Origin of the sequence: Dactylosporangium sp. CA-233914, from assembly GCF_050942935.1 — a bacterium.
GTDB lineage: Bacteria > Actinomycetota > Actinomycetes > Mycobacteriales > Micromonosporaceae > Dactylosporangium.
Genome location: NZ_CP192030.1, coordinates 2,964,322 through 2,987,607, shown reverse-complemented (window position 1 = coordinate 2,987,607; position 23,286 = coordinate 2,964,322). Strand labels below are relative to the sequence as shown.

16 protein-coding genes are annotated in these 23,286 nt (G+C 71.3%); 4 read left to right on the top strand and 12 right to left on the bottom strand.

Translation table 11 applies throughout. The features are described 5' to 3' along the window. Window positions 1-16 precede the first annotated feature (16 nt). Complete coding sequence (gene meaB / locus ACQPY0_RS13860) at window positions 17-952, top strand: methylmalonyl Co-A mutase-associated GTPase MeaB (RefSeq protein WP_432988637.1); 936 nt, start codon at window positions 17-19, stop codon at window positions 950-952. A gap of 202 nt (window positions 953-1,154) precedes the next feature. Here the strand turns inward: meaB and ACQPY0_RS13855 are convergent, their stop codons facing one another. Continuing rightward, window positions 1,155-1,370: a ferredoxin gene (locus ACQPY0_RS13855; RefSeq protein WP_432988635.1), complete on the bottom strand. Its 216-nt coding sequence runs from the start codon at window positions 1,368-1,370 to the stop codon at window positions 1,155-1,157. A 143-nt stretch (window positions 1,371-1,513) separates the two neighbouring features. Between ACQPY0_RS13855 and ACQPY0_RS13850 the strand changes: the two genes are divergently transcribed. After that, the gene (locus ACQPY0_RS13850) at window positions 1,514-2,269 is read left to right on the top strand and encodes an SDR family oxidoreductase (RefSeq protein WP_432988633.1); all 756 of its coding nucleotides are present in this window, start codon (window positions 1,514-1,516) and stop codon (window positions 2,267-2,269) included. A 764-nt stretch (window positions 2,270-3,033) separates the two neighbouring features. Here ACQPY0_RS13850 and ACQPY0_RS13845 read toward each other — a convergent pair. Next, the gene (locus ACQPY0_RS13845) at window positions 3,034-3,906 is read right to left on the bottom strand and encodes a hypothetical protein (RefSeq protein ID WP_432988631.1); all 873 of its coding nucleotides are present in this window, start codon (window positions 3,904-3,906) and stop codon (window positions 3,034-3,036) included. A 250-nt stretch (window positions 3,907-4,156) separates the two neighbouring features. Between ACQPY0_RS13845 and ACQPY0_RS13840 the strand changes: the two genes are divergently transcribed. After that, on the top strand, window positions 4,157-4,813 hold the full coding sequence (locus ACQPY0_RS13840; protein WP_432988629.1) for a hypothetical protein: 657 nt from the start codon (window positions 4,157-4,159) through the stop codon (window positions 4,811-4,813). 217 nt (window positions 4,814-5,030) lie between these two features. Next, window positions 5,031-5,993: a hypothetical protein gene (locus ACQPY0_RS13835; RefSeq protein WP_432988627.1), complete on the top strand. Its 963-nt coding sequence runs from the start codon at window positions 5,031-5,033 to the stop codon at window positions 5,991-5,993. Window positions 5,994-6,163: 170 nt separating this feature from the next. Here the strand turns inward: ACQPY0_RS13835 and ACQPY0_RS13830 are convergent, their stop codons facing one another. The 10 genes from ACQPY0_RS13830 to ACQPY0_RS13785 all read right to left on the bottom strand — a co-directional run bounded on the left by ACQPY0_RS13830 (window position 6,164) and on the right by ACQPY0_RS13785 (window position 23,280). After that, complete coding sequence (locus ACQPY0_RS13830) at window positions 6,164-6,727, bottom strand: DUF4303 domain-containing protein (RefSeq protein WP_432988625.1); 564 nt, start codon at window positions 6,725-6,727, stop codon at window positions 6,164-6,166. Between the two features lie 290 nt (window positions 6,728-7,017). Next, window positions 7,018-7,965, bottom strand: coding sequence for a hypothetical protein (locus ACQPY0_RS13825; RefSeq protein ID WP_432988623.1), 948 nt, complete (start codon window positions 7,963-7,965; stop codon window positions 7,018-7,020). 863 nt (window positions 7,966-8,828) lie between these two features. After that, the gene (locus ACQPY0_RS13820) at window positions 8,829-10,076 is read right to left on the bottom strand and encodes an SGNH/GDSL hydrolase family protein (RefSeq protein WP_432988621.1); all 1,248 of its coding nucleotides are present in this window, start codon (window positions 10,074-10,076) and stop codon (window positions 8,829-8,831) included. A 75-nt stretch (window positions 10,077-10,151) separates the two neighbouring features. Next, a complete protein-coding gene (locus ACQPY0_RS13815) occupies window positions 10,152-11,174 on the bottom strand; it encodes a coiled-coil domain-containing protein (protein ID WP_432988619.1) in 1,023 nt (340 codons plus the stop codon). A gap of 51 nt (window positions 11,175-11,225) precedes the next feature. Next, a complete protein-coding gene (locus ACQPY0_RS13810) occupies window positions 11,226-12,176 on the bottom strand; it encodes a condensation domain-containing protein (protein ID WP_432988617.1) in 951 nt (316 codons plus the stop codon). A 160-nt stretch (window positions 12,177-12,336) separates the two neighbouring features. Then, complete coding sequence (locus ACQPY0_RS13805; RefSeq protein WP_432988615.1) at window positions 12,337-13,665, bottom strand: hypothetical protein; 1,329 nt, start codon at window positions 13,663-13,665, stop codon at window positions 12,337-12,339. A gap of 24 nt (window positions 13,666-13,689) precedes the next feature. Continuing rightward, complete coding sequence (dnaE, locus tag ACQPY0_RS13800) at window positions 13,690-17,226, bottom strand: DNA polymerase III subunit alpha (RefSeq protein ID WP_432988613.1); 3,537 nt, start codon at window positions 17,224-17,226, stop codon at window positions 13,690-13,692. Window positions 17,227-17,414: 188 nt separating this feature from the next. Beyond that, window positions 17,415-19,853: a hypothetical protein gene (locus ACQPY0_RS13795; protein WP_432988611.1), complete on the bottom strand. Its 2,439-nt coding sequence runs from the start codon at window positions 19,851-19,853 to the stop codon at window positions 17,415-17,417. After that, on the bottom strand, window positions 19,850-20,989 hold the full coding sequence (locus ACQPY0_RS13790; protein WP_432988609.1) for a VWA domain-containing protein: 1,140 nt from the start codon (window positions 20,987-20,989) through the stop codon (window positions 19,850-19,852). The genes ACQPY0_RS13795 and ACQPY0_RS13790 overlap by 4 nt, the downstream gene beginning before the upstream one ends. Beyond that, complete coding sequence (locus tag ACQPY0_RS13785; RefSeq protein WP_432988607.1) at window positions 20,986-23,280, bottom strand: DUF5682 family protein; 2,295 nt, start codon at window positions 23,278-23,280, stop codon at window positions 20,986-20,988. The genes ACQPY0_RS13790 and ACQPY0_RS13785 overlap by 4 nt, the downstream gene beginning before the upstream one ends. Window positions 23,281-23,286 lie beyond the last annotated feature (6 nt).

The window sequence follows — 23,286 nt, the reverse complement described above, 5'->3', positions numbered from 1 at the left end:
CGGCCACCGGGCGTGGATGGCCCGGGCGATCACGCTCGTCGAGTCGACGCGCGCCGACCACCGCGAGCGCGCCCAGGCGCTGTTGCACGCCCTGACCCCGCACGCCGGGAAGGCCCGCCGCATCGGCGTGACGGGCGTTCCCGGCGTGGGCAAGTCCACGTTCATCGACGCCCTGGGCACGCAGCTGACCGGCTCGGGCCACCGGGTCGCGGTCCTGGCCGTGGACCCGTCCTCAACCCGCACCGGCGGCAGCATCCTGGGCGACAAGACGAGAATGAACCGCCTGGCCGCGGACCCGCACGCGTTCGTGCGCCCCTCCCCCACGTCAGGCACCCTGGGCGGCGTGGCGCGGGCGACCCGCGAGGCCATGCTGGTGGTGGAGGCGGCCGGCTACGACGTCGTCCTGGTCGAGACGGTCGGCGTGGGCCAGTCCGAGACCGCGGTGGCCGACATGGTCGACACGTTCCTGCTGCTGGCCCTGGCCCGCACGGGCGACCAGCTGCAGGGCATCAAGAAGGGCGTCCTGGAGCTGGCGGACGTGATCGCGGTCAACAAGGCGGACGGCCCCCACGAGACGGACGCGAAGGCCGCCGCCCGCGAGCTGGCGGGCGCCCTGCGCCTGCTGCGCACCGGCCCGAAGGACGCGTGGCAGACTCCGGTGGTGACGTGCAGCGGCCTGACCGGCGCCGGCCTGCCGGAGCTATGGTCACAGCTGACCCGCCACCACGACACACTGTCGGCCAGCGGCGAGCTACGGTCGCGCCGGGAACGCCAGCAGCTACGCTGGGTCTGGTCCATGACGAGGGATGCCCTGCTGGACGGCCTGCGCACGAGTCACGCGGTCCGCGAACTGACCCCGAAGGTGGAACGCGAGGTCCTGGAGGGCCGTCTCACCCCGGTCGAGGCCGCCGAGGCCCTGCTGCGCGCCTACCGCTCCCCAGAGCGTGCGTGAACTCCTCGCCGTTGGCGCAGTTCTCGTGCTACGGCGGTGAGGCGATCGGATGCCTTCCCGGCGATCGCGGCGTTTCAATCGGCGCAGCTCATCTTCGTTCGCCGACTCCCAACCACGGTCGGCGGGTGCGCTGTGGATCGCGACGTTCGCGGGCATCCGGTTCGCGCGCGCCAGGCGCCTACCGAGCGGTCCAGGCCGTGGGCTACGCCTCGACCGGTTCCCCGGTCTCGAGGTCGATGACGGAGATCGCCTCCATGGGACAGTTGGCAACGGCGTCGAGCACCGCGTCGTCGGGCTCGATCTCGGCCCGCACGGGGTGGGACCGCCCCGCGGCGTCGTCGAGTTCGAACCGCTCCGGCGCCAGCCCGACACAGCTGCCGGACCCGATACAGGTGTCGTTCACGGTGATGCGCCACATACCGTACAACCTATCGAACCCAGCCACTGTCTCGCAGTCACACGCCCACCCAGCAGCGTGACCGTCGCTGTTACTCAGTCGCGAAGTTACGGCCGCACGGCGACGATGAAGCGATGTCCACGCCACCACTGAAGGACCGGGTAGTGATCGTGACCGGCGCGAGTCGCCGCATCGCGATCGGAGCAGCCATCGCCCGGCGGCTCGTCACTGACGGCGCCGCTTTGCTGCTTCACTCCTGGGTGCCGTATGACGCCGGGCGACCTTGGGGCGCGGATCCCGGCGGCCCCGAGGCCCTCGTCGACGAGCTACGCCAGGCTGGCGGCCGGGTCGAGCACGTCTCGGCGGATCTCGCCGAGCCTGATACGCCGGCGGCCCTGGTCGACGCCGCCCGCGCCGCGTTCGGGCACGTCGACGCTTTGGTAGCGAACCACACACGCAGCGTTCGGCAGGCCCTGGAGGCTCTCACCGCCGAGGAACTCGACCTGAGCTACGCCATCAACACCAGGGCGACGCTGCTGCTGGCCCAGGCATTCGCCGCCCAGCACGACGACACCCGTCCCGGCGGGCGCGTGCTCTGGATGACCTCCGGGCAATATCACGGCGCCATGCCCGCACAACTTCCCTATATCGCCTCCAAAGCGGCACTGCACGAACTCACCCGCACCCTCGCGACGCACCTCATGCCCCGCGGCATCACCGTCAACTGCATCAACCCCGGACCGAACGACACCGGCTACGCCGACGACGACCTCCGCGCCGGGGTGATCCGGCTCAACCCCGGAGGGCGCTGGAGCACGCCGACTGATACCGCTCGCCTGGCCGCCTGGCTGCTGAGCGACGAAGCGGACTGGATCACCGGCCAAACCATCGCCTCCGACGGCGGATGGTCAGCACGCTGACGGCGTCCCTTGACCCATCACGTTTTCCCGGCAGGCTCGGCGCAGACCGCGGCAGATCAGGTAAACCGATCTTGCTGTACGGGCCAGCCGGAGCCCGTACTCGACAGCTATCTCAAGACTGTGACGATAGGCGACGGCTCGGTTACGTTTGGCTGCGCCAGCCCCCTCGCGGTCCCGGAGGTCTCCGTGAACGCTTTCCCGCCCGTCAGCGTATTCTCCGCGCCGTCCTGACCCACCTCGTAACCGGTCTTGCCGATGACACCGCCCATAGGACGTTGCAAATGTGGACGCCTGGCAACGTCGTACACCTTGGCGATCCGTTCGGGACCGTGCTCGGTTGGATGTGGCGCTCCAACCCTGGCCTAGCCGTCGAAGCCGTCTCGACTGTGCTGTCACAGCTGCGGGAATGGGATGAACTCGCGACCCGGAAGATCACCCTCGATGCACTGCTGCCACCGCAAGCGCGTTCACAGCGGCACGTCCGGGCATTGCAGCAGGTATTGGTGCTCGCCGCCGGAACCGCTGGTCAGTTGCCACCGCCCTGCCGAGCCGGACATCGTCCGGAGCGGCCTGGAACACTCGAACCGTGAGAGCTGAATGCCCGTCATGCGGTCGGTCCATCGACTCGCACGACCGCCATGTCCGTTTCACCTTGCCGGACCCGGTGCTCGAGTTGCCTGAGCAGGAGCGGACGCCGGGCACGTAGATGATCAGCGAGAGTGCCCGCAAGTTGGTGATGATGCAGGTTCCGGCTGTCGGTGGGCTCAGATTTCGTACACACCGGCCGGGAACTTTGCTGGGCCGGCGCCGGGCACCGAGGCGAGGACCGGCAACCCTCTCACGTCGGCGGTGACCGGGTGATGCCAGCCCACGTCCAGGCTGATCGCGGCGGCAACCTCGTTCGCGGCAGTGATATCCCAAACGTCGTCGGGATGCTCTTCGGGTTTGCCGTCCAAGCCGTGAGCGGCCATCCACTCACGTTCGATCGGCAGGGGATCTCCCGACGACATCTCCAGATCCTCGCTGTAGAAAGACCGGATCGTCATGCCGTCCCGCACGACATGCCACGCCGAGCCGTCACCTTGCTCACTGAAATAGAAGGCGTGCACCTCACCGAACTGACGGCTCAGGTCGGCGACGATTGCCCGTACTTCATCGGCGCGCCCGCCGAAGGCGTCGCACCATGGCCCCGCCAGGGGAACCCATCCGTTGATCGACGGCCCGACGTACACCAGCCCCTGCTCCGCGCTCTCGTCGTGTTCGAGGATGTCGATGACGGTGGCGGCCAGCCCGTAGGTTGCCGGCCGCACATCGGTCAGCCCCAAAGCGGCCACCACGGCGTCCTGGTCGGTGCTGCGCACCGCCCACCAGTACGTCCAGCACGACGTGACCGAGCCGATCGGATCAGTGCGGCGGCGAATGCGGACCAACCGCTCCACGATCTGCAGATCAGCCGGGTCCAGAGCCGCTTCACCACCGAGGTAGGCCAGAGCGTCGAGGGCCGCGCGCCGCAGCCGCCCGGGACCACGACGCCGCACGCTGCTAAGCACTTGGCGAGCCTCCGGGGAATTCTCGATCTTCCACAATGCCTGGCAGCGTCCGTCCGCCCCGGCCGTGGCGAGATGATCGAGGTTCATGGCCTCGCAGGATAGCGCCTGATCGACCAGCTTCCCGGCCGAACGGTGCACTCATCTCGGCACGAGCATGAGCCAGCGACGCAGGAAACCCGCCGGTCCTGCGGCCACGAAGCGTGACGATCTTCGGACGGCCGCTGCGCAACACTCGCGACAGATCCGCTGCACCGGTGGGCTTGCCGCTGGTCAACGGAGCCGGGGCGGGCTGGGTTAATGGCGCGCGTGGACGCGGCGGGGTCACTAGATTGCGGCTATGGGGCTGTTCGTCCGGATCAATGCGTTCCGTGGCGTGGGGCACGCCGATGTCCACGCCGCACTGGCCGAGTTCTGGTCGCGGCATGCCCGGCGGGTCGAGCAGGTCCCAGCTGACGAGTGGGTCGACGCGTTCAACCTTTACGAGCAGCGTGACGGTTGGACCGTGATGCGCTGGACGAGCGGCTGGGAATGGACGCTACGGCGTCAGGCGCAACTGCACGTGTCCGAGGCGCTGGGCTGCGCCGGCATCCTGGTGTTCGTCTACGACGGCGACGACTGGGGGTATGAGCTGTTCGACCGGGGTACGGCGGTGGACTGGTTCATCCAGTGGCCGCAGGAGCGCAACACCTGGTTTCCGGGGAGGGATCTGTCCGGCCGACCGGAGGCCGTGGTTGCCGCGTTCCCCGACCTCGCCCTCGACCGTTCGGATGTTGCCGCATACCTTGTGCAGCGTCCGGACGACGAGGAGAGCGACGACGCGTGGGACGTGCCGGCCCGAGCCGGCGACCGGTTCCGCCGTGGCGACGAGTGCGCGGCGCTGGACTTCCTTGCCCTGCTCGGCGTCACCGTCGCCGTCACCGAGGAGGGCCTGGGTTGGCCCGCACCGCTGTGGCGCCGATTCCGGGTCGAGCCGCCCCCGGCCGATGTGACTTGAGGCGCGACCGCGGACGCCACGGCGGTTGCTCGGTACCGAGCCGCGAGACGTTGGCGCCCAATTCGCCACGACGCTCCGCAGCGAGCCGATCGCGGCATGAGCACGCGCCCGACGTGGGCGTTTTGCGTGCAGATTGCGCAGGGACCCGTCCTGCGGGGCCGCCGCGACTGGACACGTGGCTTCAGCGGCCTCGCAGAGCGGTATTACCCTCCGCTGCATGCCTGACGATCACGTGTACGGTGTGCGGCTCTTCGTCCCAGGGGCTGCGGCGACGATGGCTCAGTGGCAGGGTTCGCTCGGACGTTCCGGCCTGACACTGGACGGCCAGTCGCTCACATCGCAGAACCTCGGCTTTCGCGCTCTGGCGGAGTGGGTGGAGAACGACGGCTCGTTCAGCCAGGCGTTCGGTCACGGCACGATGTCGGTGGAGGAGCAGCACGCCGTCGCCGCGGCTGGCAGTGCCTTGGTCCTGGATCTGCCGGTGTACCTCGGTGCGGCGGCGGGAGAAGTGGCGATGCTGATCGCCGCGCTGGGCGACGCCGGCGCGCTGGGAGTGCGGCTCGAGCAGTCGAAGTTGGGCTGGCCCGTCACACGCTGGATTCGGGGTCTCGAGAGCGGCGACCCGTGGATGCTGTACCGCTGCGCCGTCGTGGTGCTCCAGGATCGCGGTGTGTCGCGATCGTGCGGCATGCACGCGTTCGGGTTGCCGGATGCGCAGGTCGAGGCCCCACCGTCCGAGGCCAACCAGATCCTTGGCTCGTTCAACGTGTATCAGCTGGCAGAGGACCCCGTGCTGGTGAGCGGCGATACCTTCAGGCCCGACCTGGATACGCCTCGCCGCCGCCTTGAGCGCTGGCCCGACGGCGGGTATCCGCCGGGCCACGCTTGCCACAACCCCTTTGGCACCTGGCGTCTGGGCACTGAGGGAGGTGAGGCGGATTCACGGAGCGAACTTCGACCCGTGTTCATTCCCTCGCTGGTGGCCGTCCTCACCGCCGCCGAGGAAGAGGCCGGTCGGCATCTCCGCCGCGAAGAGGTGGAGCGCCTCACCAGCGAAGGTGTCTGCATGATGATGACCCACGCCGATGCGCAGCAGCTCGAACGCAGCCGCGGTTACGCAGACCTCGAGCCCGAGCTCGCCTGGAGCCAGTGGCAGGTCCTGCGCGAGTCCCAAGGCTGACATCACAGCGATCCAGCGCGCGTACCAGATCGAACGTGCTGTCATCGGCACTTCAGCACACCAGCCAGGGTCGGCACGCGCCACCCGGCGTGACCGACCCGACCAACACGGCACGCACGATCGGCGGCATTATGCGCAGCGAGCATGACGGCCGTTGAGCCGGTTGGAGGTCACCCCTCCTCGATCTCGCGCAGGTGCTCGGCCAGTTCGGGGACGGTCGCGAGCACCTGGGGGTCGACGCTCGCACGGATCGGGTCGGCCTCCTCGTCCCCCCGTTGGCCCTCGAGGATGACGACGAAGAAGTTGGTCGGGAGCGAGCTGTGGATGCGGCCCTGGCGAGCGGTCGCGGTCATCGCTTTGCAGACCCTGGCCATGGCGGCGTCGTGTGCCGCCGCGAGCGCGTCCAACGCCGCGTCGCGTCCGGCGGCGTTGCCGGCGGACGTAAGGAACTCCTCGGTGATGCGCCGGTACCACGGCCGCATCGCATCGCTCGCGGCGTCCAGGACGTCCCACCGCCACTCTGGCGGGGCGAACCGCGTCGAATACCCAGAGCGCTGGTCCACCGCAGCCTCGGTATTGGCGGCAAGGGCCGGCGGGAGGATCTCGTTGTCGTCGCTGTAGAAGAGGTGGAAGGCCGCGGCGTACAGCCGCTCGCCCGGATGCACCGCGGCCAGGCCGGCCAAGGTTCGGCATCCGCTGTCGTGCCATGCCGCCTCGAAGGCGTCCCAATCCACCGGCGCACAATATCGTGTCTCCGGCCCACCGATATGAGTGGAACACCGCTTCAATCGGGGTTGCCAGCGGCGACAGCGATGGCGCGCAGATCTCCTGCACCGCGCCAGTAACGAGCCGACAGCAGCAAATCCGTGCGCCATGATCGCTAGGCATACCGGGCAGATTTCTTCACTGGTCGCTTGGTCTGACCGGTGCTCGATGCTTCGGCCCGCCGTGTATGCCGCCGGAAGCGGGGTGAAGAGCGGCGGTCTGCCAGCCCTTCGCCCCCGAGACCCACCAATATTCTGGCTCAGAACGGTAGGCGGAGTAGGGCGTTCTGCCGCTTGCCGCGGAAGGTGGCCAGTGCGCGCTGGCCCGTGGCGGCACCAAGGAATGTCCAGGGATACTCGGTGGCGTAGCCCCGCAAAAGCTTGAAGTGTTTATTGGCGCGGCCGGGCTCGCGGCTCAGCGCGAACCAGGCGGCCGCGTAATTGTGGGCCAGGAACTCGTCCGGGGTCGCGCAGGGCCGGTTCGGCAGCTGCTCACCCGCCCGATGGCCCTCGGCGCGGACCTCCGCATCGCGGACGAAGCCTCGCCCCTCCCTGAGGAAGCGCTGGTATTGGGCGACGAAGAACAGCGCGGGGAGGGTAGAGCCGGCCGGGGCCGAGGTCAGCCACTTGCGGATGTGGTCGGCGGCCAGCTCTGCCGAGCCGCCCCACATCGGGCCGAGCGCGATGACCGCCTGCAGCTGAGAACCGAGGTGTTGGGGCGCCCGCGCCTCGAGCTCTTCGCGGCGGCGCAGCACCTCTTCGGTGTCGACCTGCTGGCCGCGCGCCATCTGGAGCAGGAATGCCCAGGGCGCCGGGTCGCGCTGGTCGGCGTGCGCGGCCGCGCGGCAGTACTCCTCGGCCTGGCCGAGGATGGCGATGAAGTCACGCAGCCGCTGCTGCTGCGTCTCGCGCGCAAGCGCGCCGCCGCGGATCTCCCAGGCCCGGGCCACCTCGACGCCACCGCGCACCGCGAGGGCGGTTGGGTTGCCCGGTTCGGTGCGGACCCAGTCGTCGAGGCCGGCGGGCACCGAGGCGCCGGTCCGCGCCGTCAGGGTGTCCACCGCGACCTTTACCCGGTCGAGCCGGTCATGCGCGCTCGTCAGCCCGGCAGTCAGCGCCGACCTGAGCGCCCGCAGGTCACCGCGAGTGACGGCGTTACGGACGGCGGCCAGTTCTGGGCGGCCGAAGGTGGTGTCGATACGAGCCATGGCGCTGCTCTCCAAGCTGACGTGGACGCCGTGAACGACACATGATCACCCACAATCCATCGGCTGTCACTACCACCCGGTCGGTGGCACACAACATCCACTGAGCAAGGCAGCGAGCAAGATCAGGTGCACGCACATGGGCATGTCCGTGAGTTGGGTAGGCCAATCGTCGTGACGTTCCGTAGCGCGCTGATTGCCGCGGATCCGTGTGCCAAGTCTGCTCTTGACCGCGCCGTCTGCTGCCGATTCTTGAACGTCGTGTCGCGTGTCGTGGCGTGCGGGCGATCCCGGTCGCCGCTGCCGCGATCCCGGAACCTCGCCGATGGATACGAAACCGCGCACTCGACGCTCGCCGCCACCGCCGATACTCAAAGCGTGCCTCAACGGCGGACGCTGACCACCGAGCGCATCAAACGGGTCGCGCTCGTAAGCTCTTCGGGGACAGCCCAAATCGTGGGTTGCCGGCCGGCGTTTACCGCCACGACCACAGGCAGGGCAGCACGACATGGCGCCGCACGCCCGAACAACGTCGCCGCACGCCCGGTCGGGCACCCGTGGAGATCCGATCGGAATCGTGATCCCCGGACATTGCAGCCAGCACTCTTACGGATGCAAGCTGAAAACACCGACGTGCGAGGCTTCCAGGTGCTACCCCGCCGCTGGTGGTGAAACGAACCTTCGCCTGGTTGGGGACGGTGCAGACGGCGCAAACCCGCGCACGCCGAAGCCATGATCAAAGTAGCCATCCAGTTACCCAACGCTCTCTTACGCCTCGGTGTCGGCGGGAAGGGCGTCAACTGGGTTCGGTAGACGCGCCAGGCCCGGGGCCGGGCGACCATGTTCGCCACGGTCCCGGGAGGAGCTCAGGTGGTGACGATCGTGCCGTCGGGCTGGCGGGTGCAGGTGACCGCGCGGGCGGCCGTCGTCGTGGCGGCGTTGAGGCAGCGGGCCAGGACGGCCTGGCCGGCGGCTGTGGGGTGCCAGGATTCCTGGCAGGTCTGGAAGTACGACGCGCAGGTGTTGGCGATCCGCTGGATCGCGATCTTGTCCTTGCCCGACAGGCTCGTGACGAACGTGCCGCTCGGGCCGTCCTGCAGGCGGATCGGGGTGGCCAGCGCGCCCGCGGGACTGCCGGGGTGCTCGCAGAGGCGGGCGCCGTCGAAGGCGTGCTGGACGTCGAGGAAGACCAGGTCGTCGTTCGGGAACTCGGCGGCCAGGGTGTTGCGCACGTTCTGGACCAGGGTGCCCAGGCCCTGCGAGAACAGGTGGCCGGCCGACAGGCTGGCCCGGTGGATCGGGCAGCCGGCCGCATAGCGCAGCGCGCCCAGGTCGCGGAACTTGTCCCGGTCGTCCTGGCGGCCGTCGGCCTCCCAGTAGGACGGGTCCAGGTCCAGCGGCAGCGGGTTGGTGTAGTCCTGGAAGACCACCCGGTGCTGGTGGTCGGCGTCGACCTGGTTCAGGGTGATCAGCAGCTGGCGGACCGCGTTGACCGTCTCCGTCGTCGCGGCCGAGAACTGGGCGGCGGTCGCCAGGTCGGCCGCCGCGCACGGGGCCTGCTCGACCGGGCCGCCCAGGTAGGCCCAAAACTCCCACCAGCCGGTCCACGCGTCGGCGATGAAGCGGTTGGCGCACTTCTCCGCCACGTCGCCGAAGGTGAACTGGCTGTTGTTGGAGCCGAGCCCGACGAGCACGAGGTCGATGTCGTGGGTCTGGGCGACGGCCCGCAGTTGGTCGAGCTGGGCGGCGACCGAGCGGCCCTTGTCCCGGGCGGAGGACGCGGTCGCGAGGTCGGCGGGCCGGCCGCCGGAGCAGGCGAGGTTGTACCGGTCCGCGATGCCCGGCAGCGTCGCCTGTAGCAGCGAGGCGTTGGCGGAGCGGTGGCAGAAGAAGGCGTTGCTGTTCGGCGCCGACCAGCCGGGGAAGGACTGCGCCACCCCGCCCGAGTCGACGACGGGCTGGTAGTTGCCGGCGCCCTCGCCGCTGATGAAGCTGTCGCCGAGCGCGACGGCGGCGGTGGGCAACGCGGCGGAGGCCGGCGAGGTGGGGGCGGCCAGGGTTGCGGCGGTGGCGATGACGGTCGCCACCAGCGCGGCACGGAGGAACTTGGACACGGCGGTCTCCTCGATCCAGAACGTGAAGAGTTCTCGGATCAGATCACGGGAGCACTACCGACGTCAATGTCCTACCTAGTAGATGGACATATGAACGTGGTTGGTGTGGTCGCTGCTCGGGTCGCCCCTGCCGCTCTCGTACGTGTGCCAGCCGGCGGCCGGGGTCCAGATCTGGCGGTACCAGATCACGTACATCACCCCGAGCGGCTGGGCGTTGCGGACCAGCCAGGTCGCCAGCTGCGTGCCGTACTCCTTCGAAGGCCCGCTCGCCACCCCGCCGAAGCCCTTCGGATCGGCCGCGAAGTCGCAGGCGCGGCCCTTCGGATGCTCGTAGGGCTGCGGAGGCGACCGCCAGCACGACACGAAGCGCCCGAACCCGGCCAGCTTGACCTGCTGCAGCGCGTGCAGCGTGCGCGGCGTCAGGCACCCGTCCTTCGTCGTCGGGTCCTTCATGCCGCACGTCTCCGGCGGCCACGAGCCGTCGGCGCGGCGCGGCGCCGGCTGCGGCACCACCAGCGGCGTGCTGGTGCTGTTGGTGGTGGCCGGGTCGAGGATCGGCTGCGACTCGCGGGTGAGCGCCGCGGCGAGCGCCGCCTCGACGGCCTCCTTCTGCCGGGCCATGACCCGCAGCTGCTCCTGCTGGCGGGCCACCTCGCCGTCGATGGTCGCCTTGGTGGCCTCCAGGCCGTCGCGCACGCCGGCGAGTTCGCGCAGCTTGGCGCTCTGCCGGCGCGCGACCAGCTCCAGCAGGCTCACGCGGTCGGCGAAGACGCCGGGGGTGGGGCTGTCGAGCAGGGTCGCCGCGTCGCGCAGGCCGCCGCCGTACTGGTACGCCGCGACCGTGACCGTCTCGGTCTCCCGGACCAGCTCGCGGTAGCGCGGCTCCAGCTCCGCCTGCTGCGCGGAGAGCAGCGCCTGGCGCATCTGCGAGGCGGTCAGCGCGTTCTGCGCGTCGATGTACGCGCGGTTGGCCGCCTCCAGCTGCTCGGTGAGCTCCGCCGAGCCGCCCTCGTCGCCCGGGTCGGCCGACGCCGGGAGCGGGGCGAGGAGGATCGCCAGCGCGCACAGGACGGCCGCAATCCATGATGATCTGGACATACTGCCCGGCTGATCGGCGGCGGACCGGGCGGCTTTAGCCCTTTTGGTCGCTTATCGCACGGCGGAGTACAGGTCGGCCGTCGTACTCGTCCCGTCCGACGCGGCCCGCACGACCACGCGCTCCAGATCGGCCAGGAAGCCCAGCGGCCCGCGCCGGCCGAAGAACCCGAGCTCGACGCTGAGCATCAGCTCGGCCGTCTCGCCGAGGTCCATGAGGAACATGAAGAAGTTCGCGTGCTTCGGCAGCCGGTCGATGACGGGCGAGCGCAGCTTCGTGGCCGGCAGCAGTTCCCGCAGCCCCCCCAGTCGAGGTTCGGCGGCCCGTCCGAGCGCCGCCCCCGTTCGAGCATGCCGGCCGGCAGCGTCCGCAGGTGCCGCGCCCAGAACGCCAGCGCGTTGGCCTCCCGCCGCCGGCCGACCGCGGACCGCTCGTACTGCACCCGCTCCAGCGGCTGCTGCCCCGCCTCGAGCGCGACCGGCGGATCGGCGAGCAGGTTCACGAGGTCCCCCGCGCACGATGCCGAAGCTCCATCCGTCGACGGCCATATGACTGGCGGCGAGCAGCACGAGCTGCGGCACCCCGTCCCGCAGCAGCACCGCGGCCCGCAGGGGCAGGTCCCGCCCGATGTCGAACCAGGGCTTGCGCAGCCGCTCCCCGATCTCGGTGACGGCCTCGCCCAGGCTCACGTCGTCGGGCAGCTCGTGCAGGTGCAGCGGAATCTCCCCGCTCCCGAGGACCTTCTGCACCGGCTCCCCGTCACGCTCGAAGAAGACCGTGCGCAGCGCGTCGTGCCGCTCGACGAGGAGCCTGACCGCCTCGGAGACGGCGACGAGCCCGCGCCCGGCCGGCACCGGCGCGTGCACGAGCAGGTTGAGCGTGGTGTCGCCGGCCGGCAGCCACCGCAAGACGTCCCAGATGGCCAGCTGCGCCCAGATGAGCGGCCCCTCGCCGGTCCGATCGGTGCGAAACGCGATGCTCGTGCTCGATGGCGCCAGGTACATGCCTCACCGATCCTCGCCACATCAATTGGACGCGGAGCGGCCCCAACACTAAGCCGTGGTTGCAAGATTCTCAATGACGATTGCAAGAATCGGCATTGCTGGCGGTAAATCATCCGGCCTGTCGGCGTTCTCGGAAATCGCGGCTTTCAGGGGTGGTGGCTCAGAGGGAGTACCAGGGCGCCCGGATCCGGTAGAAGACGAACTCGCCCGCGGTCGCGCAGGCCAGGTAGGTGTGGCTCCACGTGCAGGCGTCCGGCCGGGCGTCGACCTGGCCGAGCTCGCGGGCCTTGCCGTGCTCGGCGTCGACGCCCATCCACGGGAAGGCGCCGGGCGGCGGCACGGCCGGCAGCAGCAGGTAGCTGCCCTCGTCCAGGCGCGCGGCCCGCTTGCCGGGCCAGCTGCTCACGACCTTGCCGTCCGCGTCCAGGAGCGTCTCAGTGACCCCGACCGCCTGCGTGGCGGTGCGCAGCATGATCCGGTCGCCGACCGGGACGGCCTGGGACGGGCGCTCGGCGGCGATGCGGAACACCACCTCGCCGGTGTCGGTGTCGAGCCCGGTCAGGTGATGCTCCTCGCCGACGCACACGCGGTGCTCGCCGCACGCGCTCACGAAGAGCGGCCGGGCCTGCGGATCGGGCGAGGACCAGCCCCACTGCGCCTTCGTCAAGTGCGTGCGACTGTACGCCCTGAGCCCGAAACCCTCGCCCCGCGCCGCGACGAAGACCTGGTCCTCGTACGCGTACACCAGGTCCGAGGGTTCCGCGAGGCCCGTGCCGGCGCCGAGGGCGTGCCCGCCGGCGAGCCCGACGGCCTCCAGGCCCCGGTCGGCGGTCGCCCGGACGATGTACGGGGCGACGGTGAGCGCCTCGTCGATCGGCTCGCCGGTCGTGGACGTCGGGACCTGCTGGCCGCTCCAGTTGTCGGTCGGCCACCAGGCGTCCGCCCCGCCCGGCTGGTCGAAGGCGGCGGTCTGCTTGCCGTTGCCGACGTCGGTGATGCTCAGGCGGTGCTCGGCGGCGGCGTAGCGGACGAAGTACTTCCCGATGAGCGCCCAGCGGTCGCCGGACGCTACCTCGAAGGAGGTGAAGGCGACGCCGTTGTTGGCGTTGAGCAGTGTCACCCTCCGGTGACCGGCCGCGTCGGGCAGGCTGGTGACCTGGACCATGCCCCGGGCCGAGCGGAACGTGTCCACGTCGGTCAGCGACGTGTTGGTCCACACCGCGACCGACGGCTTGTCGGAGTCGACGGCGCGCAGCTCATACGCCCCGCCGCCGGTCGCCCGGCCGAGAAACGCCCGGCCCCCGTCGAGGTAGGCCCGCGCCCGCTCACTACCGGCCGGCAGCGCCACCCCGCCGATCCGGTCGAAGCGCTCGAAGCCGTACGGGCGCTGGCTCACGCGGTACACCACCGAGAACACCAGCAGCGCGGCGGTGAGCGCGGCGACCGCGGACGCCGACCACCGCGCACGCCGGGAGAGCCAGAGCGACACCCGCCGAGGTTACCGCGTGGTCGCTCAGGAGAAGCTGTTCGGGCCCAGCAGCGCCTTCAGGTCGCCCTTGAGGGCGGTGGTCGGGTTGACGTGGTACGGCCCGAGGCGCAGCAGCGTCGTGCGCGAGCCGTGGCTGAGCTTCACGTGCACCTCGGCCTTGCCCGGGTGGTTGACCAGGATCTCCTTGAGCCGGTCGACCAGCGGCGGCGTGCACCGGGTCGCGGGCAGGGCGAGCACGACCGGCCTGTTCTCGTCGGCGGTGCTCACGTCCGGGATCGACAGGTCCATCGCCATGAGCCGGGGCGTCTCGTCGCGCCGGTCGACCCGGCCCTTGACGACCACGATCGCGTCCTCGGCGATGTACTGCCCGACCAGCTCGTACGTGTTGGGGAAGAACAGCGCCTCGACCGCGCCGCCGAGGTCTTCCAGTGTCGCCGAGGCCCACGGCTTGCCCTGCTTGGTGATGCGCCGCTGGACGCCGGTGAGCATGCCGGCGAGGGTGACCACCGTGCCGTCGGCGATCGCGCCCTCCTCCGACAGCCGGCTGATCTCGGTGTCGGCCGCCTTCGCCAGCACCGACTCCAGGCCGAAGAGCGGATGGTCGGAGACGTACAGCCCGAGCATCTCCCGCTCGAAGGTGAGCAGCTCGCGCTTGTCCCACTCGATCTGGGGAATCGGGACCGCCATCGCCGTGCCGCCGCTCGAGGAGTCGTCGGTGCCGAACGCGTCGCCGAACAGGTCGAACTGCCCGATGGCCTCGTTCTTCTTGAGGTCGGCGTAGTTGTCGATGGCGTCGGCGTGGATGGCCAGCAGGCCCCGGCGCGGGTGCTGCATCGAGTCGAACGCGCCGGCCTTGATCAGGGATTCAATGGTCTTCTTGTTGCAGGCGACCGCGTCGACCTTGGACAGGAAGTCGTCGAAGTCCTTGTACGGCCCGCCCTCGCCCTGCCGGCAGCGCACGATCGCGTCGACGACGTTGTGGCCGACGTTGCGCACGGCGGCCAGGCCGAAGCGGATGTCCTTGCCGACCGGGGTGAACGGGCCGGCGGACTCGTTGACGTCCGGCGGCTGCACCTCGATGCCCATGCGCCGGCACTCGGACAGATACATGGCCATCTTGTCCTTGTCGTCGCCGACGCTGGTGAGCAGGGCGGCCATGTACTCGGCCGGGTAGTTCGCCTTGAGGTACGCCGTCCAGTACGACACCAGCCCGTAGCCGGCCGTGTGCGCCTTGTTGAACGCGTAGTCGGCGAAGGGCACGAGCACGTCCCAGAGCTTCTGGATCGCCTCGTCGCTGTAGCCGTTGCCGCGCATGCCGTCGCGGAACGGCACGAACTCCTTCTCCAGGACCTCTTTCTTCTTCTTGCCCATGGCCCGGCGCAGCAGGTCGGCCTGGCCGAGGGTGTATCCGGCCAGCTTCTGCGCGGCGCGCTGCACCTGCTCCTGGTAGACGATCAGGCCGTACGTCGGGCCGAGGATCTCGGCGAGCGGCTCCTCCAGCTCCGGGTGGATCGGGATCATCTCCTGCTGCCCGTTCTTGCGCAGCGCGTAGTTGGTGTGCGAGTTGGCACCCATCGGACCGGGCCGGTACAGCGCCAGCACCGCGGAGATGTCCTCGAAGTTGTCCGGCTTCATCAGCCGCAGCAGCGAGCGCATCGGCCCGCCGTCGAGCTGGAACACCCCGAGCGTGTCGCCGCGGGCCAGCAGCTCGTAGGCGGGCTTGTCGTCCAGGGACAGCGAGAGCAGGTCGAGGTCGATCCCGCGGCGCTTGATGTTCTTCACCGCGTCGTCGATGATCGTCAGGTTGCGCAGGCCCAGGAAGTCCATCTTCAGCAGGCCGAGCGTCTCGCAGGTCGGGTAGTCGAACTGCGTGATGATCGCCCCGTCGGCGTCGCGGCGCATGAGCGGCACGTGCTCGATGAGCGGCTCCGCGGACATGATCACACCGGCGGCGTGCACGCCGGTCTGCCGGATCAGCCCCTCCAGGCCCTTGGCGGTCTCGACGACCTTCTTGACGTCGGGGTCGCTGTCGTACAGCGCGCGGAACTCGACGGCCTCGGAGTATCGCGGGTGGTTGGGGTCGAAGATGCCCGACAGCGGGATGTCCTTGCCCATCACCGCCGGCGGCATGGCCTTGGTGATCTTGTCGCCGACCGCGAACGGGTAGCCCAGCACCCGCGCCGAGTCCTTGATCGCGGCCTTGGCCTTGATCGTGCCGAACGTGGCGATCTGCGCGACCCGGTCCTCGCCCCACTTCTCGGTCACGTAGCGAATCACGTCGCCGCGCCGGCGCTCGTCGAAGTCGATGTCGATGTCGGGCATCGAGATACGGTCGGGGTTGAGGAACCGCTCGAAGATCAGGCCGTGCGGCAGGGGATCGAGGTCGGTGATCCCCATGGCGTACGCCACCAGGCTGCCGGCCGCCGAACCACGCCCGGGCCCGACCGCGATGCCCTCGTTCTTGGCCCACAGGATGAAGTCGGACACGACCAGGAAGTACGCCGGGAAGCCCATCTTGACGATCATGTCGGCCTCGTAGTCGGCCTGCTTCTGGTGCTCCTCGTCGATGCCGCCGGGGAAGCGCCGCGCCATGCCGCGGGCGACCTCGGCCCGGAAGAACGACTCCTCCGTCTCCCCCTCCGGCACCGGGAAGCGCGGCATCAGGTTGCGGAACTCGAACATCCCGTCGATGTCGACCCGCTCGGCCACCAGCAGCGTGTTCTTGCAGCCGTTCTGCCACAGCTCGGAGGAGTCCACCGCGCGCATCTCGTCCGCGGACTTGAGGTAGTACCCCGACCCGCCGAACCGGAACCGGTTGGGGTCGTTGATGTTGGCCGCGGTCTGCACGCACAGCAGCACGTCGTGCGCCTCGGCCTGGGCCTGGTGCGTGTAGTGCGAGTCGTTGGTGACGACCGGCGGGATGCTGAGCCGCTTCGAGATCTCGGTCAGGCCCTCCCGGACCCGCTTCTCGATGTCGAGGCCGTGGTCCATGACCTCGAGGAAGTAGTTCTCCTTGCCGAAGATCTCCTGGTATTTCGCCGCAGCCTTGAGCGCCTCGTCGAACTGGTCCAGCCGCAGCCGCGTCTGAACCTCGCCCGACGGGCACCCGGTGGTGGCCATCAGCCCCTCGGCGTGCTCGGCGATGATCTCCGCGTCCATGCGCGGCCACTTCACGAAGTGACCCTCGATCGACGCCCGCGAGTTGAGCCGGAACAGGTTGTGCAGGCCGGTCCGGTTACGCGCCCAGATCGTCTTGTGCGTGTAGCCGCCGGAGCCGGACACGTCGTCGTCCTTCTGGTCCGGCCGCCCCCACCGGATGCGCTGCTTCGTCAGGCGCGACTCCGGCGCCACGTAGGCCTCGACCCCGAGGATCGGCGTGACGCCCGCCGCCTTGGCCTGCTTGTAGAAGTCGTACGCCCCGTGCATGTTGCCGTGGTCGGTGATCGCCACCGCCGGCATCCCGAGCCGGTTGGCCTCGGCGAACATCTCCTTGAGGCGCGCGGCCCCGTCAAGCATGGAGTACTCGGTGTGCACGTGGAGATGCACGAACGAGTCGGCCATGCTCAACCCCCTGAGGCTCGGTCTTCAAGTTCCGGCGTTGGACTCTAGTCACCTCGCGGCCCCGACACGCCGACGCCGCACCGTCGCGTGAAGTTCATCGCTGAATTACGTTGCTGACCTCGACAAATCGGATGGGGCCACTTCGTCGCAGCGCACCGCCACGGTGACATCCCGTCGCCTCCCTCTCATCAGAGCATCTCGGCCGTGACCATGATCCGCAGGCCCGCGTAGACCCACGCCTCGGCCGCCGCCTCGCCCCCGAGCGCGCCCCGGAAGGCCTCGACCGCCCCGGCCGCCTTGTGCAGGCCGACCCGGAGCAGACCGTCACGCGCCTCGCGCAGCCGGTCACCGAACCCGGGCGGCAGATGCCGCAGCCCCCGGTGCGGCACCTCGGCGAGCACACCCATCGCCCGGCCGACCACGATCCGGATCGGATCCCGATCGACCTGCCGGGCGAGCCCCAGCCCCGCGCCGGCCGCCTCCGCCAGATCGGGCACCACGACCCGCCCGCCGGCCGCGATCGCGAGCGGCTCGATCACGATCCCGCCCCAGGCGCGCCGCACCACCCCGCTGACATACGCCCTCCCCTGCCCGGTGGAGCCTGACGGCGGCTCTTCGCCCGGCCGCAGCGTGCAGCCCAACGGCGACCCTTCACCCGACCGCAGCGTGCAGCCCAACGGCGACCCCTCACCCGACCGCGGCATGCAGCCCGACGTTGCCCCGGCGCCCGGTGTCGCGGCCGAGGCGATGGCGGCCAGGGCGGCGGCGATGGCGTCGAGGCGACCCGGGGCGGCGGCCGTGTGGGTCGCCGAGACGGTCGCCGGGTGTCCTCGCGCGTCGGCGATGACGGCGTCGAGGCGCTGGTCCCCCGGCGAGTACGCGACCCCGCGCACCTCCGCGATCTCCACCACCCGCACCCGCTCGGCCTCGACCCTCGCCCGCACGACCCGCGGCGGCAGCCGCTCCAACTCCCCGGCGAGCGCCACCAGGTCCCGGACCACGAGGGCCCCCGGGAGCCGCCCCCAGTCCCCGCGCGACGCGGTGACGCTCGTCCTCGCCACCCGGCTCGTCGTCAGCCGTACGGCGCGGCTGGCGCTGCGCACCGCGGACTCCGTCACCACGTGTCCGGCGGCCAACTGTCCCACGGTCGACCCGCCCAACCGCCGCGGCCCGAGCCGCTCCCCCGGCTCGTCCCCGCCCCAGGCCCGCCGCAGCACCAGCACGTTGGCGCTGTCCCCGTGCGCGAGGAAGATCTCGACGACCCGCCGCTCGTCGCCGGCCGCCGCGCTCCCGGCCGCAGTGACCCGGCACCCGAGCCCGTCCAGGCGCGCCCGCCGCAGCGGCGTCTCGGCCGCCTCCCCGGTCCCCAGCACCCGCGCCCGCACCGCGCCACCGAGCCCCCGGGCCGCCCGCGCCCGCGTGTGCACCTCCACGATCAGCCCGGCGAGCGCCTCGGCCGTGTACCCGCTCCCCCGCCCCCGGTACGCCTCCAACTGCTCCGCCAGCCCCTCGACCGCGAGCAGCGGCCACCGCAGCCCGGCCCGGTCGAGCCGCCGCCGCACGTCCTCGATCCCGCCCCCGAACCCCGCCCCGAGGTGCACGGCCCCGCCGAGCAGCACCTCGCCCGCAAGCCCGACCGCGGCCTCCAGCGCCTCCGCCTCCCCGTTCCCGGCAGCGTCCGCCGCCACCCCCACGTCAACCTGGACGTCGGCCTGTCCCGGCGCGGTCTCGTCGGCGACCCGGAACGCCCACACCGCCAGCGCGATCACGTCGTCACGCGTCCCGGCCACCGCATCCGTGTGCACGAACCCGAGATCGTTCGGCACCAGAAACCGGACCGTCGCCGACCCGAGCTCAACACGCGCCACGGAATCGCCCGCGCCCGGCCGACACACCCGGGCCCGGTACCCCACCTTCCGAGCCCGCCGCGCCACCGCCAGCATCCGCGCCCCGATCCGCTCGGCAAGCTGCTCATCGCTGAACCCGCCGGGCGACCATCCCTCCGGCTCCACCGTTGTCCGATCCCCGCCGCCCGATCCGCCTTCAGCGCTTCGCGGGTCGTCACCGTTTCCCAGGTCCTCCGAGCTCCGCAGGCCATCCGCGCTCCGCAGGTCGTCCGCGCTTCCCGGGTCGTCCGCACCACGCTGGCCCTCCGCACCACGCTGGCCGGTCGCATTTCGCGGGGTGGTCGCGCTTCCCAGGCCATCCGCGCCACGCTGGCCGTCCGCGCCACGCTGGCCGTCCGCGCCACGCTGGCCGTCCGCGCCACGCTGGCCGTCCGCGCCACGCTGGCCGTCCGCGCCACGCTGGCCGTCCGCGCCACGCTGGCCGGTCGCGCTTCTCGGGGCGGTCGCACTTCGCGGGGCGCTTCGCTGGTAGGCCAGGATGAGCCCGACGACATGGCGGCACGCGCCGATCGCCCCGCAGGTGCACGTCGCCCGGTCCAGCCCGCCGACCGGCAGGGCGGGCGCGGCCCCGTCCGCGAACTGCGCGCGCAGCGTCCCGTCGACCTCGACCGTCACCGCGGGCGGCGCGCTGTCCACCTCCCGGGTCGCCCGCTTCACCAGCCCCCGGTTGGTCAGCGCCGCCAGCGAGTCGGCCGTCAGCGCCAGGACGTCGTCCCTCATCGGCCGACCTGCTCGGCGACGAACGCGGCCAGCTCACCCGGCGTCATGGCGCCGACCCCGGCCCCGACGTCGGCCAGCCGCTGGGCGAGCCCCGGCTCGTACGCGGGGTCCGCCTGCTCGTCCAGCGCCGCCAGGCACAGCACCTTCGTGCCCTGCTCGACGAGGTCGCGGACCTGCCGTACCAGATACGTCGGGTCACCTCCCTCGTAGAAGTCGCTGATGATCGCGACGATGGTGCGGCGGGGCTGCTCGATGAGCTGCGCGCCGTACGCCACCGCCCGCCCGATGTCCGTGCCCCCGCCCAGCTGCACCTTCATCAGCAGCTCCACCGGATCGTCGACGTCCGCGGTCAGGTCGGCGACCGCCGTGTCGAACGTGACCAGGTGCGTCCTGACGCCCGGCAGCCCCCACAGGCAGGCGGCGGTGACGGCGGAGTGGATGACCGAGCCGGCCATCGACCCGGACTGATCGACCAGCAGGATCACCTGCCACCGCTCGACGTGCCGGCGGGTGCGGGAGAAGAAGTACGCCCGCTCGACGTACACCTTGCGCTCCTCGGGCCGGTAATGCCCGAGGTTGCCGCGCAGCGTCCGCCGCACGTCGAAGTCCCGCGCCAGCCGGAACCGGCTCGGCGTGCGCGCCCGCGCCCCGGTGAACGCCCGCCGCACCTCGGTGGCGAGCCGCTGCGTCAACTGCCGCACGACCGCCTCGACGATCCGCCGAGCCTGGCGCAGCACCTCGGGATTCATCAGATGCTTGGTGCGCAGCACGGCCCGCAGCAGCGTCTCGTTCGGCTCGATGCGCGCCAGCACCGCCGGATCGGTGACCACATCCTGGATCTCGTACCGCTCCACCGCGTCGCGCTCGAGCCGCTCGACGGTCTCCTTGGGGAACAGCTTCGTGATCTGATCGAGCCAGTCCACGGTCGTCAGGATGGACGGCCCGTCGCCCCCGTGCCGGCTGTCGCGCCGCACCCCGCGCCGCCGCTGCTCCTCGTCCCGCCCGTACAACCACGCGAGCGCCGCGTCCTGCCCCTGCTCACGCGCCCCGAGCTCGCCGCCCCCGAGCGCCCGCTCCCCGGCCGCCCCGAGGACGAGCCGCCACCGCTGCAGCCCCGGATCGGGTTCGGCCGTCAACGCAGGAGTCCTTGACCGCTCAGAGCGGCATCGACGCGCGCCTCCAACGCGGCCGCGCGAGCCGTCAACTGCGGATCGGCGGCCGGCATCCGTAGCAGTGCCCGCCCCGACCCCGGCAACCCCCGCCGGCCCAGGACGTGCCCGGCGATGGTCTCCCGCTCCCGCGGCGGAAAGTACGCGAACGCCTGCCGCAGCGCCGGCAACGCGATCAGGAAGTCCTCGTCGTGCAGCCCGCGGACCAACTCGTCGAGCAGGTCCAGCACACCGGCGTCGTGCAGGACCTCCTCCCGGGCGACGGCGAACAGGCCGGCGAGCCAGTCCCCGAGCGCCTCGGCCCCACCGGCACCGCGCACCGCCCGCACCGGGTCGGTCCGCGCCCCCAGCGCCCACCCGAACCCGAACGCCGCGCCCCGCAGATCCGGCGGCGCACCGGAACCGGCCGCGATCCGCCCCATCGCCCCGAGCGCGGCGCCGCGGTCGAGCCCGAGCGCCGCCCCCGCGTGCACCACGGTGTCCCGCACTGCGACGATCGCGTCGATCCGCCCCGGATCGGCCGCGGCGGTCGCACCCCGCACTCCTTCGGCGAGCCAGAGCACCCGATCGTGCGAGGCCCCGATCACCGCGCCGATCGCCGCGCTCCCGGCGGTGCCGAGCAGCCGATCATGCCGCCACAACGCCAGCAGTACGCCAAGCAGCCGCCCCAGCTCCCCGAGCTCCCGCGCCGAGGCGATGCCGAGCCGGAGGTCGCGCAGCACCCGGTCCGGCAGCCCGGTGGTCCCGCACAGCGCCGCGTCGAACAGCACCCCGGACAGCGCCCCCACGTTCCCGCCGGCCGCCGCCGCCCGCTCGGCGATCGCCGCGGCCGCCGCCTGCTCGACCGTCGCCCCGTACGCCCCGGCCTCGATCAACGCCGGCAGCCGATGCTCGTGCTCGGCAACGGTCCACTCCTCGTCGAGCACCGGGTCAATCCCGGTCGCCGGCCCCCGATGCCGCGCGATCCCCGGTATCCCCAGCACCCGCAGCCGATGCAGCAGCCGGCTGCGCCGCAGCCCGTCCGCCGTGGTGAGCGCGACGCCGACCGGCCCGCCGCCCGCGAGCCCTTCGCGCTCGAGCGCGGCCGCGGCATCGTGCACGAGCGGCGGCAGCGGCGTCGCCTTGTGCAGCCGCCCGACCCGCTCCCCGCTGAGCGCCGCGACCATCTCCACCACGACCGGATGCGTGCCGGGCCGCAGCCGCCCCCGCCCCGCCCACGGCAGCGGCTCGTCCAGCGCCTCCTGCACGAGCACGGCGGCCAGCCCGTCGAGAATGTCGGTCCGCGCGGGATGCCGGTGCCCGCGCACCATCGCCAGCCCGGCCGCGGACGCCCGCGCCGCGATGAGATCGGCTGTGGAGGCGACCTGCCGCCGGGCCCGCAGCCGCTCGACGACGGCGGCGACGAGCCCCTCGGCCGCGCGCCGCGGCCCGCTTTCCCACAGCCGCTGGTAGTACTCCGGCGACGGCATCCCCGACTGGTATCCGTCGAAGGCATCCAGCCGCCGGAACGAATACGGCACCAGGTAACTGCCTCCGACCGCGCCGGCGGGCACCTGCGGCACCTCCGGCCACGCGGCGTCCTCGTCGCCGTCCTGGGCGGCGAGGCGGATCAGCGCGGGCCGGTGGAAGCCGCCGGTGACCACGACGACGGGCCGCTCCCCCGCGTCGCGCACGGCCGCCCGCACCCACCGCGCCATGTACTGCTCGCGGACCCGGTCACTCTCGCCCGCCTCCGATTCTCCGCGCAGCAGATCGAAGTAGGCCGCCAGCCGCTCGCCGCCCGCGTTGCCGTCGTCATGCGCGGAATCGGCGGCGTCCACGTCGATCTCGAAGAGGTGGTCCCACAGGGTGTCGACGTTGTCGACGGCGAACGCCTCGCACAGCCGGTCGATCGCCTCGGCATAGCGCTCCTCGGCGTCGCTGTAGCGGTTCTCGCGGCCGGCCAGGGCCCCGTGCCAGGCGGGCAGGTCGATGAAGCGGACCTCGGCCCCGGCATCACGGGCGCTGTGCAGGGCGACCCACTCCGGCGAATACGCGCAGAACGGGGTCCACGAGCCCGCGTGCCGCTCCTCGTCGCGGTAGCTGCTGAACACCGCGATCGGCAGGTCGTGGCCGAGCAGCAGCTCGTCGATGCGGTCGTTCATGTCCGCGGGGCCCTCGACCAGCACGTGCGCGGGCCGCAGGGCGGCGATCGCCGTGGTGACGAGGCGGGCGCAGGCGGGGCTGTGGTGGCGTACCCCGATGAACGTCGCCGGCATCGCGCA

What these genes read in the sequence shown, in the direction of transcription:
- meaB (WP_432988637.1), top strand. Translation starts at nt 17, where the DNA reads ATGGCCCGGGCGATCACGCTCGTCGAGTCGACGCGCGCCGACCACCGC.
- ACQPY0_RS13855 (WP_432988635.1), bottom strand. Translation starts at nt 1,370, where the DNA reads ATGTGGCGCATCACCGTGAACGACACCTGTATCGGGTCCGGCAGCTGT.
- ACQPY0_RS13845 (WP_432988631.1), bottom strand. Translation starts at nt 3,906, where the DNA reads ATGAACCTCGATCATCTCGCCACGGCCGGGGCGGACGGACGCTGCCAG.
- ACQPY0_RS13840 (WP_432988629.1), top strand. Translation starts at nt 4,157, where the DNA reads ATGGGGCTGTTCGTCCGGATCAATGCGTTCCGTGGCGTGGGGCACGCC.
- ACQPY0_RS13835 (WP_432988627.1), top strand. Translation starts at nt 5,031, where the DNA reads ATGCCTGACGATCACGTGTACGGTGTGCGGCTCTTCGTCCCAGGGGCT.
- ACQPY0_RS13825 (WP_432988623.1), bottom strand. Translation starts at nt 7,965, where the DNA reads ATGGCTCGTATCGACACCACCTTCGGCCGCCCAGAACTGGCCGCCGTC.
- ACQPY0_RS13815 (WP_432988619.1), bottom strand. Translation starts at nt 11,174, where the DNA reads ATGTCCAGATCATCATGGATTGCGGCCGTCCTGTGCGCGCTGGCGATC.
- ACQPY0_RS13810 (WP_432988617.1), bottom strand. Translation starts at nt 12,176, where the DNA reads ATGTACCTGGCGCCATCGAGCACGAGCATCGCGTTTCGCACCGATCGG.
- dnaE (WP_432988613.1), bottom strand. Translation starts at nt 17,226, where the DNA reads ATGGCCGACTCGTTCGTGCATCTCCACGTGCACACCGAGTACTCCATG.
- ACQPY0_RS13795 (WP_432988611.1), bottom strand. Translation starts at nt 19,853, where the DNA reads ATGAGGGACGACGTCCTGGCGCTGACGGCCGACTCGCTGGCGGCGCTG.
- ACQPY0_RS13785 (WP_432988607.1), bottom strand. Translation starts at nt 23,280, where the DNA reads ATGCCGGCGACGTTCATCGGGGTACGCCACCACAGCCCCGCCTGCGCC.